Genomic DNA, 14382 nt, shown 5'->3' with positions numbered 1-14382 from the left:
AGGAGCCCGCCATGTCCAAGGAATTCGAGATCGTCCGCGAGTTCGAGGTCGACGTCCCACCGGAGAAGGTGTGGGAGGCGATCACCACCGGAACCGGCGGCCATCTGTGGCCGATGGATCCGCCCGAGCCCCGCGAGGGTGGCCGGGGTCCCTTCGGGTCCACGGTCACCGCCTGGGACCCGCCGCACCACTACGGCAACCGCAGCGAGGACGTCGGCTTTCCGGCCCAGTCGCTCAACCGACTCGACTACACCATCGAGCCCCGCGACGAGGGCCGCCGCGCCTGGGTGCGCTACGTCCACAGCGGCATCTTCACCGACGACTGGAACAACCAGTACGACGGCGCCAGCAAGCACACCAACTTCTATCTGCACACCCTGCGCGAGTACCTCACGCACTTCGCGCCCCGCCCGGTGACCTTCGTCCAGCTGGCGGGCCCCGAGGCCTCGCGGTCTCCCCGCGCGCTCGCCGCCGTCGCCCGGGCGCTCGGGCTGGCCGACGACGCGCCCGCGGGCACGAAGGTCGGCGCCCAGGGCCCCGGCGGACGGACCCTGGACGCCGTACTCGACTACCGCAACCCCTACTTCATCGGGCTGCGCACCGACAACGCCCTCATCCGCTTCTTCGGACGCGGCCACTGGGGCGCCCCGCTCGGCATCAGCGTGCACGACTTCGCGCCGGACGCGGACGCGCGGGTGAACGAGACCGCCTGGCAGGACTGGCTGAACGGTGTGTTCAGCCGGTCCTGACCTCGCCGGCCCTCCGGATTACGGGCGGAACCGCAGCACCTGCGGGTCGTGGTCGCTGATCTGGTCGTTGAACTCCGAGTTGATGTGCACGCTGTCGTACGTGAAGTCGTCGGCGCGCCGGATCGACGGGCTGATCAGGATCTGGTCCAGGACCTGCTGGTTGCCCTGGTAGTCGTAGGTGTAACGCTCGCTCCTGGGCAGCGACTTGATCGCCGACCACAGCTCGCCCTGGCCCTCCAGGATCTTCGCCGTGTCGGAGAACTCGAAGTCGTTCATGTCGCCGAGCGCGATCACGTTCGCGTTGCGCTGCACGTGCAGGATGTCCTTGACGAACGCGTTCACCAGGGTCGCCTGCGCGTGGCGCTGCACCTCCGAGCCGCGCACCGGCGGCTGGTACCGCGAGGTGAGCCCCTGGTCGCCCCCCTTGGAGTTGAGGTGGTTGGCGATCACGAACACCGTCTCGCCGCGGAAGGCGAACTCGCCGGCCAGCGGCTTGCGGCTGTTGGCCCAGGCCGTGTCGGCCGGTGCGACCCGGCCCGGGGACGCCGTCAGCTGCGCCTTGCCGTGCACCTTGGTGACGCCGACGGCGGTGGTCGAGTCGCCGCCCGCGCGGTCCACGAAGGACACCCGCTGCGGATTGAACAGGAACACCTGGCGGATGTTGCCGCCCGGCTCGCCGCCGTCCTGGTCGTTGACCGGGTCGATCGAGCGCCAGTCGTACTTCGGGCCGCCCGCCGCGACGATCGCGTCGATCAGCTTGTTCACGGTCTGGCTCGCGTCGACCGTGCCGTCGTCCTTGGCGCCGTTGTCGTCCTGGATCTCCTCCAGCGACACGATGTCGGGGGACTGCAGGTTGTGCACGATCGCGGCGGCGTGCTGGTCGAAGGTGGCGTCCGACGGGTCGAGGTTCTCGACGTTGTAGGTCGCGACCGCCAGCTCGCCGCGCGACTGCTTCTTCGTCGTCTCCCGCTGCAGCCCGCCGCTCTTCAGCGTGCCGAGCTCGCTCGCGACGAGCGTGTAGCCGCCGAACTGGTTGAAGTCCAGCGGGCCGGTGGTGGCGCCGGCGAGGGTGTCGCCGACGTTCGCCTTCGGGAAGTCGGCCGTCGAGCCCAGCGACTGGATCTGCAGCCGGCCGGTGTTCTGCGACGTGTAGGAGCCGTAGCGGGTGCCGCCGCGCGGGGTGCGGTGCTCGTGCGGCTTCACCGTCACCCACAGCTCGCTGTAGGGGTCGGTGCGGGTGACCACCCGGGCGTCGGCCACCTGGACGTTCATGCCCTCCAGGGACTCGTAGTAGTCCAGGGCGTACTTCGAAGGCTCCAGGGCGAGGCCGTCGATGGAGCCGCCCGCGGCCGCGTCGCCGGCCGGGGTGTACTGGCCCGGCACCGAGTGCTCGTCGATCACGACCGGCGCCGGGACGGCGTTGCCGGTGGAGACGGCCGTGATCGCCGGCTTGGTGATCTCCGTGACCGACTGGTTGCCACTGGAGGCGCCGCCCGGGACGTACTCGGAGACCGTGCCGGTCACCGTCACCGAGTCGCCGACCGCGACCTTCGGCGTGGAGCCGGTGAAGACGAACACGCCCTCGCTGGTGGCCGGGTTGTCGTCCGGGGTCGGGTCCTGCAGCCAGAAACCCTTGGAGGAACCGTAGGTGCGCGTGGCCGTGACGATGCCGGGTACGTCCGTCACCTTCTGCCCGGCGAACGGTGATATCCGGGTCGTGCCCTGGATGTCGTGGACGCGCACCGAGTCGGCGTGCGCGGGTGAGGTGACGACGACGGCCGACGCGGCGGAACAGACGGCGGCGACGGTGAGCGCGGCGAGACGCGCGGAAGACCTGCTCGGCAAGGGATCCCTCCGGGGACATGACAGAACGCCGGGACGAGGGTGGAACGGGAGCGTGCCGGGCTGGTGGCCCTGCGTGACACGCGTAGAGCCGAGTGAACAGTTGTCCCCCCAACTTCTACGCGCGTCAATCTCCTGCCTGGCGTGGGGAGTTGTCAAGGTTTCGGCCATGTACACAGGCCGACGGAGAGATGAACCGGGCGGCATGGGTGGAAATCCGTCTAGGCTGAGCGGCTGAGTCCGTTCACGGTCCGAGGAGAACCAGCCGATGTCAGACAGCTCCCCCCTGCCGCCCGTACGGCTGCACTCCGAAGCGGAGCTGGCGCGTGCCGCGCTGTCCACGCCGTTGCTGTCCCGCGCCGCCCGCCTCGCCCGCTGGGCCGGGCCCGAGACCCGGGTGGACGCCGGAGGCGGGCTCGTCGAGGAGCAGCTGCCGGCCGCCGCCGAGCTGCTCGGGCTGAGCGGCGACGACGCCGCCGCCTACGCGAGCGAGGCCTGGCGGGTCGCCCTGGACGCCGGACTGGTCGAGATCGTGGACGAGGAGGCCGGCACCGTGACGGCCGGCGCCGACCTGGCGCTGCTCACCGGTGGCGCCCCGCACGACGTGCTGACCGTGTGGCTCGCCGGCCTGGAGACCGTCATCGCGGACGCGAGCGTCCCCGACCTGGACGCACTGGTCGAGGCGCTGGACGAGAGCGGTGAGATCGATTTCTCGTCACTCGGCTGGGACCCGCAGGCCGAGGCGGAGTTCCTCGACGGCGTCCTCGGCAACCTCTATCTGCTGACCGTGAGTGAGGACGGACCAGGTCAGGCCCCCGTGCCGCTGCCCGCCCTCGCCGCGTCGATGATCGTGCCCGACGACATGGGCGAACCCACCAACGACGTCCTGGAACAGGTCTCCGACGCCATGATGCGGCTGGACGACCAGTTCCGGGTGCTGGAGCCGATCGGGCTGGTGGAGTACCAGCCGGTGGACGAGGCGCTGATGGCCGACGCCGACGAGGAGCCCGCCGAGGCGGTCGACGACACCGACGTCGCCCGCTACGGCATGGTCCGGCTCACCCCGCTCGGCGCCTTCGGGCTGCGGGCGCGGCTGCTGGAGGCCGGCTTCGAGGCACCGGCCGTCGGCGAGCTGGCCGACAAGGGCGCGGACGCGCTGCTCCAGGCGACGGCGCGGTTCGGGCAGTCCGCCGCGCAGGCCGAGACCGAGCACTGGCTCGACCGTCGCGAACCCCTCGCCGCCGCGCGGGAACTGCTCGACGCGGCGCGGGGCGCGGACGCGGGTGCGCCGCTGCGCAGGCTGCGCTGCCAGCAGGCGCTGTCGCTGGTCGGCGCGGAGGCCGAACCCGCGCTGCGCGAGGTGCTGGACGATCCCGAGCTGGGCGGTCTCGCCCGGGTGTGGCTGAGCGAGCGCGGCGCCGCCGGGGTGCCGGCGCCCTCGCAGGACCTGGTCTTCTGGCTGACCGTCGACACGGTGGCCGCCCAACTGGCCGCCGAGGGCAACTCGGACGAGCTGCAGGCCTTGGTGGAGGGCCTCGCCGAGCAGCACGGCGGTTTCTTCGCGGCGGCCTGGCGGGTGGACCATCCGGCCACGGCCGACGTGCTGGAGGCGATGGGACGACTGCACCCGGACAAGAAGGTGGCGAAGGAGGCCCGAAAGGCGGCCTTCAAGGCCCGCTCCCAACAGGCGGGATAGGACCGCCCCGGGCCGGGGCAGGCCTGCTCGATCCGACGCGGCGCGGCCCCTCGCCGGTGCGCGAGGTGGTGCGCTCGGGTCCCGCGCCCCAGGAGTGCCGTGGAGGCGCGTCCGAACGAGCGGCGCCGGACGGGGGAGAAGCGGGCCCGGTCCGGCCTTGCGCGAAGCCCTCCGCCCGCCTCGGCGCCCAGCCGCCCCCGTGAACGCGACCCGTGACACTGGTCGACGTCAAGGGGCGCGGTTTGGGAGGGCGTTGGGGTGGGGCGTACGGGTTCATGGAACACGGGGCCTTGAAGTAGCGCGGTGTTCAACCGGCGTTCACAGGTGGGCGGGAGCGTGTGCGCCGAACCGAGGCGCCACCCTCCACGGCAACCCACCGTCACAGGAGACACCATGTCGCTCACCCGCAGGGACTTCGCCAGAACCTCCGCGATCACCGGGGCCGGGGTCGCGCTGGCGGGCAGCGTCGGCGCGCTCGCCACCGCGCCGAACGCTCTCGCGTCCACGGAGACCGACACCGAGATCACGGACGGCGCCCCGGAGCGCGACCACCACGGCGTCGGCTACGGCCCGCTGATCGCCGACCCGCACGGCATCCTGGCCCTGCCCGCGGGCTTCACCTACAAGGTCGTCACCTACAGCGGCCGGACCCGACTGGAATCCGGCGAGTTCACCCCGTCCAACCACGACGGCACCGCCGCCTTCGAAGGCCCCCGCGGTACCACCCTCCTCGTCAACAACCACGAGCTGGCCGGCGCCCGCGCCGACTGGCCGCACCCGGTGCCGCTCACCGACGGTCTTGTCTACGACCCCGCGGCGGCCGGCGGTTGCACCGTCGTCGAGGTCCGTCGCGGCGGCGAGGTCGCCGAGTGGGTGGGCATCGCCGGCACCGCCACCAACTGCGCGGGCGGCCGCACCCCTTGGGGTACCTGGCTTACCTGCGAGGAGACCGAGGACAAGGCCGGCAAGCACGGCTTCACCAAGGATCACGGCTACGTCTTCGAGGTCGACCCCGAGGACCACCGGGCCAACCGCCACCCCAAGCCCGTCAAGGCCCTCGGCCGCTACGCCCACGAGGCCGTCGTCGTCGATCCCCGCCGCGGCCATCTCTACCTCACCGAGGACGCCTCCGGCCCCAACGGCCTGTTCTACCGCTGGACCCCGCCGCACGGCTTCCGGCACGGCCGCGGCAGGCTGCGCACCCTCGCCGACGACGCCGGAGTCCTCCAGGCCTTCAAGTGCTTCGACTCGGGCGGCAGGTTCGTCGACGACCTCTCGCGCGCCACGAGGACCGGCACCGTCTACGGCGTCGACTGGGTGGACGTCCCGGACCGCGACGCCAGGACCGTCTCGACCCGCAAGCAGTTCGCCGACGGCCAGATCACCCGCGCCCGCAAGCTGGAGGGCATGTGGTGGGGAGACGGCGGCGTCTACGTCGTCTCCTCCTACGCCCGCGCCGAGAGCCCCGTCCAGCACGACGGCCAGGTCTGGTTCTACGACCCCAAGCGCCGCACGCTGACCCTCAAGATCCTGTTCGGCGTGAACCCCGACCCGGCGGCGGACGGCGCCTTCGACGGCCCGGACAACATCACGGTGTCCCCCTACGGAGGGCTGGTCGTCGCCGAGGACGGCGAGGGCGTGCAGCACCTGTTCGGCGCCACCGACAGCGGCCGTACCTACCCGATCGCCCGCAACGAGCTGAACATCGGCACCGCGGCGGAGCCCGAGTACTCCGAGTTCACCGGCGTCACCTTCTCGCCCGACGGCCGGACTCTGTTCGCCAACATCCAGACGCCCGGCATCATGCTCGCGATCACCGGGCCCTGGAAGCGGCAGAAGCGCCGCTGAACTCCGCCCTCGCCCATGCTCGGTACCATGCGGAGTAAGTCGCCGGTTCCCGAGGAGTTGCAGGATGACGCCGGTCAGGCCCATGCGCGCGGACGCCCGGCGCAACTACGAGCGCTTGCTCGAGGTGGCGGCGGAGGCGTTCGCCGAGCAGGGGGAGAACGCCTCGCTCGACCAGATCGCCAAGCGGGCGGGCGTCGGCTCGGGCACGCTCTACCGGCACTTCCCCACCCGGCGGGCACTGCTGGAGGCGGCGTACGTGGACCGGATCGAGGCGCTCGGGGACCGGGCCGGTGAGCTGGCCGAGCGGCTGCCTCCGGGCGAGGCGCTGACCGAGTGGCTGACCGAGCTGTGCGTCGCCACGCTCCGACTGCGGGGCATGAAGTCCCTTCTGGGGGCGGCGGTCACCGACGCCGGCGCGGCGGCGCGCACGGTGTGCGGTACGGCGGTGCAGGGCGCGGCGAGCCGGCTGGTGGAGGCGGCACAGGCGGAGGGGACCCTGCGGGCCGACCTTCAGCCGATCGAGATGCTGCGGCTGGCACACGGCATCGCGACGGCGTCGGAACTCGGGAACGGCCACCCCGAGGAGATCCGCCGCTATCTGACACTCCTGACCGAGGGCCTGCGACCGTAACCTCTCGGCCAGGAGACGGGTGCCGTCGGTCACCGCCGGTGCCCCGAGCCGTGCGGCCCGGCGGCCCGGTCGGCCCCCGCCCTCGCCCCGCGGAAGAACCGCTCCCCGCGCCGGTGCCACCGGGGCCGGCCGGGCGCCCCGCCCGTGATCGCTACAGCGCGGCCGCCCCCGGCTTCACCATGTTGCGGACCGTGCGGGCCTTGACGAAGTCGCCCAGGGCCGTCATGTCCCACTCGCCGGAGAACTGGCGGATGAGCTTGGCCATCATCACGCCGGTCTGCGGCTCGGCGCCGGTGAGGTCGAAGCGCACCAGTTCCTCACCGGTCGCGGGGTCGACGAGACGGCAGTACGCCTTGGCGACCTCCGTGAACTTCTGGCCGGAGAAGGAGTTCACCGTGAAGACCAGGCCGGTGACCTCCTGCGGGATACGGCCCAGGTCGACCACGATCACCTCGTCGTCGCCGCCGCCCTCACCGGTCAGGTTGTCCCCGGAGTGCTTGATCGCGCCGTTCAGGATCGTCAGCTTGCCGAAGTAGCAGCTGTCGATGTGGTTGCGCTGCGGGCCGTAGGCGATGACCGAGGCGTCCAGGTCGATGTCCTTGCCGCGGAAGGCGGGTTCCCAGCCGAGGCCCATCTGCACCCGGGAGAGCAGCGGCCGGCCGCCCTTGACCAGCGATACGGTCTGGTTCTTCTGCAGGCTGACGCGGCCCTTGTCCAGGTTGACCTTCCCGGCCCCCGGCACCGGGGGAGCGGGCGGGGCCGGCGGCGCCGGCGGGGCCGCAGGCGCCATCGGCGTGGCCACCGGGGGCGCCGGCGGGGCGGCCGGCCGCTGCGGCGGGGCGGCCGGAGCGGCGGCCGGCTCCTCCACCGTCACACCGAAGTCGGTAGCGATGCCGGCGAGCCCGTCCGCGTACCCCTGGCCGACCGCGCGGGCCTTCCACTGGTCGCCCCGGCGATAGATCTCCACGACGACCAGCGCGGTCTCGGCGCCGAGCCGCGGCGGTGTGAACGAGGCCAGCGCCGCGCCGCCGTCCGCGTCCCGGATCGTGGCCGTCGGCTCGATGCCCTGGAAGGTCTGGCCCGCCGCGTCCGGGCTGGCCGTGACCACGATCTTGTCGATGTCCGGCGGCACGGCGGCGGTGTCCACCGTGATCGCGTCGGGCGCGGAACCGCCGCCGGACCGGTAGGTCACGCCCGGTCCGGCCGGCTGGTTGTAGAAGACGAAGTCGGCGTCGGAACGCACCTTGCCGTCGGCCGTGAGCAGCAGGCCCGACACGTCGAGCCGCACCGGAGCGGCGACGTCCACCGTCACGCGCGCGGCGGTAAGAGGGATGTTCGAGCCAGGGGTCATAGCTGTCATGCCGGGTGAACGAACAACACCGCTTTACCGTTCCCTTACCCGCCGAACGGCTTACGGCACCACCACGATCTTGCGCCCCACGCCCGCCGCGAACTGCTCCAGGGCCTGCGGATACCGCTCCAGCGGGACCCGGTCGCTGATGAACACCCGCGGGTCCAGCACCCCGCCGGCGAACAGCTCGGCCGCCCGCTCGAAGCTGTGCAGCACGGCCATGGACCCGGTGATGGTGATCTCCTGGTTGTAGACGCGGTACGGGTCGATCGTCACCCGGGTCGCGTAGTCGGCGACCCCGAACTGCAGGAACGTGCCCGCCTTCGCCACCCGTCCCAGGCCGTCCTGGATCGCCGCCGCGTTGCCGGTGGCGTCCACCACGACGTCCCAGCCCTGCGGCCGGTCCAGCTCGTCCGCGCCGGCCGCCGCACAGGAGACGCCGAGCAGGCGGGCCGTCTCCAGCCGGACCGGGTTCACGTCGACCACGTCCACGCTCGCCGCGCCGGTCCGCTTGGCCAGCTCCAGCATCATCAGGCCCATGGTCCCGGAGCCGTAGATGAGCACATGGGCGCCGAGGCGGGCACGGAGGACGTCGTAGCCGCGCACCGCGCAGGACAGGGGCTCCACCAGGGCGGCGTCCTCGGTGCGCACATGCTCGGGCAGCTTCACGCAGTTCGCCACGGGCGCCACCGCGTACTGCGCCGCGCCGCCTGCCGTCGTCACCCCGATCGCGGCCCACCGCTCGCACAGGTTGTTGTGGCCGTTACGGCAGTACCGGCACTCGTGGCAGTACAGGGAGGGGTCCACGGCCACCCGGTCGCCGACCGCCACCTCGGTGACCTGGGAGCCGACTCCGACGATCTCGCCCGCGAACTCGTGACCGGGAACGATCGGCAGCTTGGGCGCGAACTCGCCCTGGAGGATGTGCAGATCCGTGCCGCACAGCCCGCACGCGGCGACCTCGACGACGACCTCGCGGGGCCCGGGAGTGGGGTCCGGCACGTCGGTGACGACGGCGCGGCCCACGGACTCGATGACGGCGGCCTTCATTTCACGGCTCCCAACGACAGGCCCTGGACCAGTTTGTCCTGGGCGGCGAATCCCGCGGCGAGCACCGGCAGGGAGATGACGATCGACGCGGCGCACACCTTGGCCAGGAACAGGCCCTGGCTGGTGATGAAGCCGGTCAGGAAGACGGGGGCGGTCTCGGCGACCACGCCCGGCAGGACCCGGGCGAACAGCAGCTCGTTCCAGCTGAAGATGAAGCAGATCAGGGCGGTGGCGGCGATGCCGGGCAGGGCGATGGGGGCGACCACGCGCGCGAGGATCACCGGCAGCCGCGCCCCGTCCACGCGCGCCGCCTCGATGACGGCGACGGGCACCTCGGCGAGGAAGGACTGCATCATCCACACCGCGATCGGCAGGTTCATGGAGGTGTAGAGGACGACCAGGAGCCAGATGTCGTCGAGCATCCCGGCGTTCTTGGCGAAGAGGTAGATGGGCAGCAGGCCTGCCACGGCCGGCAGCATCTTGGTGGACAGGAAGAAGAACAGCACGTCCGTCCACTTCCGCACCGGCCGGATCGACAGCGCGTAGGCCGCCGGGAGGGCCAGCAGCAGGACGAGCAGGGTCGAGGCGACCGACGCCACCGTGGAGTTGATCAGCGCGGGCCAGGGGCTGGCGCCGCCCCCGCTGCCGAAGAAGTCGCGGTAGCCGTCGAGCGTCAGCGACGCCGCGAGGGAGGGCGGGTTGGTGGCCGCGTCGGACTCCGAGTGGAACGACGTCAGCGCCATCCACGCGATCGGCAGGAAGAACACGATTCCGGTCAGCCAGGCCAGCAGGCCCAGCCCGCCTCGTCGCAGGGCGTTCAGGGCCTTCATGCGCGGGACACCTCCTCGCGGAACAGGGACGACACCACGCGCAGGGCGAAGGTCGCGATGACGATCGAGCCGATGACCACCAGGACGCCCGCGGCGGAGGCGAGCCCGTTCTCATGGGCCTGGTAGAAGCTCTGGTAGACGGTGTAGGGCAGGTTGGCGGTGCCGAGGCCGCCGGAGGTGATCGTGAAGACCGCGTCGAAGTTCTGCACGATGTAGATCGACCCCAGCAGGGCGCCGAGTTCCAGATAACGGCGTAGATGGGGCAGGGTCAGATGGCGGAATATCTGCCAGTCGCTCGCGCCGTCGACCCGGGCCGCCTCGATCTGCTGCTGGTCCCGGCTCTGCAGCCCGGCCAGCAGGATCAGCATCATGAACGGTGTCCACTGCCACACCAGGGAGGCCTCGACCGCGAGCAGCGGGGTCTTCGAGACCCAGTCCGGCTGTGGGCCGCCCACATAGTGCAACAACCCATTGAACAGCCCGTATTCGGGGTTGTAGAGCACATGCTTCCAGAGCAGGGCCGCGGCCACCGGCACCACGAGGAAGGGCGCGATGAGCAGGGTGCGGACGATGCCCCGGCCGCGGAACCGCCGGTCCAGCAGCAGGGCCAGGGCCAGTCCCAGCACCAGGCTGGCCACCACCACCGCCGCGGTGAGCAGCACGGTCGTCCACACCGAGTGGCGCAGGTCCGCGTCGGTCAGCACCTGGCGGTAGTTGTCGAACCCGGTGAAGCGGCGGGCCTTGGGGTAGAGGGCGTTCCAGTCGAAGAAGGAGATCACCAGTGTCGCCACGAACGGCAGCTGGGTCACCACGATCATGAAGACCAGGGCCGGCAGCAGCGGGGCCCGGGTCGCCCAGGCGCGCAGCCGGGCCGAGGGCTGCCGCACCGCCGTCGCGGAACCGGCCGTGAGCGGGGCCGTCGTCGTCGCTGTCATCGTCCCTCGTACTCCTTGGAGATCTTCTCGGCGAGCTGCTGGGACTTCTCCAGGGCCGAGGCGACGGACTGGCGTCCGGCGATGGCCGCGCTGATCTCCTGGGAGACCCTGGTGCCGAGGTCGGTGAACTCGGGGATGCCGACGAACTGGATGCCGGGCGCGGGGCGCGGCTGCACGCCGGGGTCGTTCGGGCGGGCGTTCTCGATGGCCTTGCGGGTCATGTCCTGGAAGGCGGCGGCCGACTCGCGGTAGTCGGCGTTCGTGTAGGTCGACGCCCGCTTGCCGGCCGGGACGTTCGGCCAGCCGCTGGTCTCGCCGACCAGCCGCTCATAGCCCTTCCCGGACGCCCAGGAGACGAACTTCCAGGCCTTGTCGGGGTTGCGGGACGCCTTCTGCACGCCCCACGCCCAGGTGTAGAGCCAGCCGGAGGAGTTCGTCCTCTCCACCGGCGCGGGGGCGTACCCGAGCTTCCCCTTGACCGGCGACTTGGCCGCCTCCAGCAGTCCGGCCGCGGAGGTGGCGTCGTACCACATGGCGACCTTGCCCTGGGTCATGTTGTTCAGGCACTCGGCGAAGCCGGACTGGGCGGCGCCGGACTCGCCGTGCGCACGGACGAGGTCGACATAGAACTTCGTCGCCTTCTCGAACCCCGGGGCGTCCAGGCGGGCCTTCCACCGCTTGTCGAACCAGGTGCCGCCGAAGGTGTTCACGACCGTCGTCAGCGGTGCCATCAGCTCACCCCAGCCGGGCAGTCCGCGCAGGCAGATGCCCTTCATGCCGGGTCGCGCCCCGTCCACCTTCGCGGCGAGGTCGGCGACCTGCCGCCAGGTGGGACGCGCCGGCATCGTCAGTCCCTTCGCCGCGAACACGTCCTTGCGGTACATCAGGAACGACGACTCGCCGTAGAAGGGCTGCCCGTAGAGCTTGCCGTCGTCACCGGTGAGGGACTCCCGCATCGGCCCCAGGATGTCCCGCTCGTCGTAGGCCGGGTCCTTGGCGAGATAGGTGTTCATCTCGTGCAGCCAGCCGTTGCGGGCGTAGATCGGTATCTCGTAGTTGGACAGGGTGGCCACGTCGTACTGGCCGGCCTGGTTGGCGAAGTCCTGGCTGATCTTGTCGCGGACGTCGTTCTCGGGCAGGACCGTGAAGTTGACCTTGATGCCGGTCTCCTTGGTGAAGTGCGCGGCGGTCAGCTTCTGCAACTCCGTCATCTGGGGGTTGTTGACCATCAGGACGTTGATGGAGTCGCCGCCGGAACCGGTCCCGCCCGCACCGACCCAGCAGCCGGAGAGCAGCGGGGCGAGCAGCGTCCCTGCGGCGGCCATGGCGAGCGTGGCTCGCGGCCTCCGTCGGCTCGGGGTGCGCATGGATCGCTCCTGGAGATAGGGGAGAGGGAGAGGGGAAGAAAATGGAGGTTCAAGGGCATAAGGGGCGTACTGGAGACGCGTCGGGTGGAGTGCGGGCGCCCGGGGGGGCGGGAAGGGGTGTGCGGGGGAGGTTCAGACGCGGATGACCTGCGGGCCCAGCAGGGAGTAGCGGTGGGCCTCGGGGGCCGGGAGCAGGGTGCTCGTCACGATCGCCTCCAGCGCGCCGATGTCGGCGAACCGGCAGAAGCTGACCGCCCCGAACTTGGTGTGCACGCCCGCGAACACCGTCCGCCGCGCGGCCCGGATCGCCTGCGCCTTGACCTCGCCGACGGCCGGGTCGGGCGTGGTCAGGCCGTGCTCGCGGGAGACGCCGTTGGCCCCGATGTAGGCGAGGTCGAGGACGAACCCGGACAGCATCTTCGTCGTCCAGTGGTCGACGGTGGCCAGCGTGCCGGAGCGGACGCGGCCGCCGAGCAGCAGCACGGAGATCTGCTCGGCCTGCGCCAGGGCGCCCGCGACCGGCAGGGACGCGGTGACCACGGTCAGCGGCCGGTCCCTCGGCAGCGCCTCGGCGATGAGCTGCGGGGTGAAGCCCTCGTCGACGAAGACCGTCTCGGCGTCGCCGAGCAGCTGGGCGGCGGCGGTCGCGATCCTGCGTTTCTCGGGCACATGGCTGGTGGCGCGGAAGGCGAGCGTCGTCTCGAAACCGGCGCTCTCCACCGGATAGGCGCCCCCATGGGTACGGCGGACCAGTCCGTGGTCCTCCAGGGCGCGCAGATCCCGCCGGACGGTCTCCTTGGCGACGCCCAGCGCGGCGGCGAGCGCGGTGACGTCCACCGAGCCGGCGGCACGCGCGGTCCGTACGATCTCGCGCTGGCGTTCCTCCGCCGTCCGCGTGCTCATGTCGTCACCCGCTTCCCCAGGGAGCTGCCCGTTCGGACTCATGGAGGAAGTTCTACAGGGGGTGCGCGGCGCTGACCAGGCTTGTTGGGGGCCCGATACTGCCCGGTTGCGCCCGCTTGGCGCACGGCGTGACCGGCGCGGACCTGCGGGGGCGTGGTCGACGGGGTGGGAGCGGGCGCCGCGGATGCCCGAACGCGGGGGCGGGCGGGCCCGTTCGGTGCCCGCCCGCGCGCGTGGAGGCCGGTCGCCCCGCGATCGGGGGGCGCGCGCCGGCTCAGTACGGCCAGATCGGGGGGTCGTTGACGAAGTGGCCGCCGAGGTGGGCGTGGGCCGGATTCCCCGGGTCCAGCTCGCCCTGTTCGGCGATCAGCTTCTCGGCGTACGGCTCGGAGTCGTCGCGCGGCTCGTAGCCGAGCGCCCGCGCGGTCGTCAGGTCCCACCACAGGCGGGTGTTGGCGGACGAGCCGTAGACCACCGTGTGGCCGACGTGCTCGGCGGTCAGCGCCGCGTGGAAGAGCCGGGCGCCGTCGGCCGGGCTCAGCCACACCGAGAGCATGCGCACACTGGTCGGCTCCGGGAAGCAGGAGCCGATGCGCACCGAGACGGTCTCCAGAGCGTGTTTGTCCCAGTAGAGCTGGGCCAGGTCCTCGCCGAAGGACTTCGACAGACCGTAGAAGGTGTCCGGGCGGCGCGGGGTGTCGACCGGGATGAGCGGATCGCCCGCGCCCGGCGCCGGGGTGAAGCCGACGGCGTGGTTGGAGGAGGCGAAGACGATCCGGGGCACCCCTTCGAGGCGGGCGGCCTCGTACAGGTTGTAGGTGCCCTCGATGTTCGACCTGAGGATCTTCTCGAAGGGTGCCTCCAGGGAGATCCCGGCGAGGTGGACGATCGCGTCCACGCCCCGCACCGCCTCGCGCAGAGCCGCCCTGTCGCAGAGGTCGGCGGTGATCGCGTCCGGCTCGCCCTCCACGGGGCGCATGTCGAACAGGCGCAGCGTGTAGCCGTATCGCGGCAGCAGGGACCGCATCAGGGTGCCGACCCCGCCGGTGGCGCCGGTGAGCAGAACGGTGCGGGGAGCGGACATCCTCGGTCTCCTTGGCGTCAGCGGCCGTATGCGTGGATCGGATTCACATGCGTGGACACGCTAGGGAGCGCCGACATGCCGCGTCAAGTGGCTCGT

At 71.5% G+C, this 14382-nt stretch carries 12 protein-coding genes; 4 read left to right on the top strand and 8 right to left on the bottom strand.

Features of this window, described 5'->3' with window-relative positions:
- Nucleotides 1-11 precede the first annotated feature (11 nt).
- A complete protein-coding gene (locus ACIBA9_RS12750) occupies nucleotides 12-749 on the top strand; it encodes an SRPBCC domain-containing protein (protein ID WP_399362313.1) in 738 nt (245 codons plus the stop codon).
- 18 nt (nucleotides 750-767) lie between these two features.
- On the opposite strand, the gene ACIBA9_RS12745 is transcribed toward ACIBA9_RS12750, so the two are convergent.
- Nucleotides 768-2594 carry an endonuclease/exonuclease/phosphatase family protein gene (locus ACIBA9_RS12745; protein WP_399362311.1) on the bottom strand — a complete coding sequence of 609 codons (1827 nt, stop codon included), beginning with the start codon at nucleotides 2592-2594 and terminating at the stop codon, nucleotides 768-770.
- Between the two features lie 265 nt (nucleotides 2595-2859).
- Here ACIBA9_RS12745 and ACIBA9_RS12740 point away from each other — a divergent pair, with 265 nt between their 5' ends.
- The 3 genes from ACIBA9_RS12740 to ACIBA9_RS12730 all read left to right on the top strand — a co-directional run bounded on the left by ACIBA9_RS12740 (nucleotide 2860) and on the right by ACIBA9_RS12730 (nucleotide 6766).
- Nucleotides 2860-4287, top strand: a complete 1428-nt coding sequence (locus tag ACIBA9_RS12740; RefSeq protein WP_399362309.1) for a hypothetical protein — start codon at nucleotides 2860-2862, stop codon at nucleotides 4285-4287.
- A 393-nt stretch (nucleotides 4288-4680) separates the two neighbouring features.
- Entirely contained in the window at nucleotides 4681-6135 is a 1455-nt protein-coding gene (locus tag ACIBA9_RS12735; protein ID WP_399362307.1) for an alkaline phosphatase PhoX, read from the top strand.
- A 64-nt stretch (nucleotides 6136-6199) separates the two neighbouring features.
- On the top strand, nucleotides 6200-6766 hold the full coding sequence (locus ACIBA9_RS12730; RefSeq protein WP_399362304.1) for a TetR/AcrR family transcriptional regulator: 567 nt from the start codon (nucleotides 6200-6202) through the stop codon (nucleotides 6764-6766).
- Nucleotides 6767-6917: 151 nt separating this feature from the next.
- Here the strand turns inward: ACIBA9_RS12730 and ACIBA9_RS12725 are convergent, their stop codons facing one another.
- The 7 genes from ACIBA9_RS12725 to ACIBA9_RS12695 all read right to left on the bottom strand — a co-directional run bounded on the left by ACIBA9_RS12725 (nucleotide 6918) and on the right by ACIBA9_RS12695 (nucleotide 14286).
- Nucleotides 6918-8117 (bottom strand): TerD family protein, encoded by a 1200-nt coding sequence (locus tag ACIBA9_RS12725; RefSeq protein WP_399362302.1) that lies wholly within the window; start codon nucleotides 8115-8117, stop codon nucleotides 6918-6920.
- A 60-nt stretch (nucleotides 8118-8177) separates the two neighbouring features.
- A complete protein-coding gene (locus tag ACIBA9_RS12720; RefSeq protein WP_399362300.1) occupies nucleotides 8178-9167 on the bottom strand; it encodes a zinc-dependent alcohol dehydrogenase family protein in 990 nt (329 codons plus the stop codon).
- Entirely contained in the window at nucleotides 9164-9997 is an 834-nt protein-coding gene (locus ACIBA9_RS12715) for a carbohydrate ABC transporter permease (RefSeq protein ID WP_399362298.1), read from the bottom strand. The genes ACIBA9_RS12720 and ACIBA9_RS12715 overlap by 4 nt, the downstream gene beginning before the upstream one ends.
- On the bottom strand, nucleotides 9994-10932 hold the full coding sequence (locus tag ACIBA9_RS12710; protein ID WP_399362296.1) for a carbohydrate ABC transporter permease: 939 nt from the start codon (nucleotides 10930-10932) through the stop codon (nucleotides 9994-9996). Before ACIBA9_RS12710 ends, ACIBA9_RS12715 begins: the two co-directional genes overlap by 4 nt.
- The gene (locus tag ACIBA9_RS12705; protein WP_399362294.1) at nucleotides 10929-12299 is read right to left on the bottom strand and encodes an ABC transporter substrate-binding protein; all 1371 of its coding nucleotides are present in this window, start codon (nucleotides 12297-12299) and stop codon (nucleotides 10929-10931) included. The genes ACIBA9_RS12710 and ACIBA9_RS12705 overlap by 4 nt, the downstream gene beginning before the upstream one ends.
- 132 nt (nucleotides 12300-12431) lie before the next feature.
- Complete coding sequence (locus ACIBA9_RS12700) at nucleotides 12432-13202, bottom strand: DeoR/GlpR family DNA-binding transcription regulator (protein WP_399362292.1); 771 nt, start codon at nucleotides 13200-13202, stop codon at nucleotides 12432-12434.
- A 274-nt stretch (nucleotides 13203-13476) separates the two neighbouring features.
- On the bottom strand, nucleotides 13477-14286 hold the full coding sequence (locus ACIBA9_RS12695) for an NAD-dependent epimerase/dehydratase family protein (protein WP_399362290.1): 810 nt from the start codon (nucleotides 14284-14286) through the stop codon (nucleotides 13477-13479).
- Nucleotides 14287-14382: the final 96 nt, after the last annotated feature.

Origin of the sequence: Streptomyces sp. NPDC051452, from assembly GCF_044454765.1 — a bacterium.
Lineage (GTDB): Bacteria > Actinomycetota > Actinomycetes > Streptomycetales > Streptomycetaceae > Streptomyces.
This window is presented reverse-complemented; position numbering and strand designations above follow the sequence as displayed.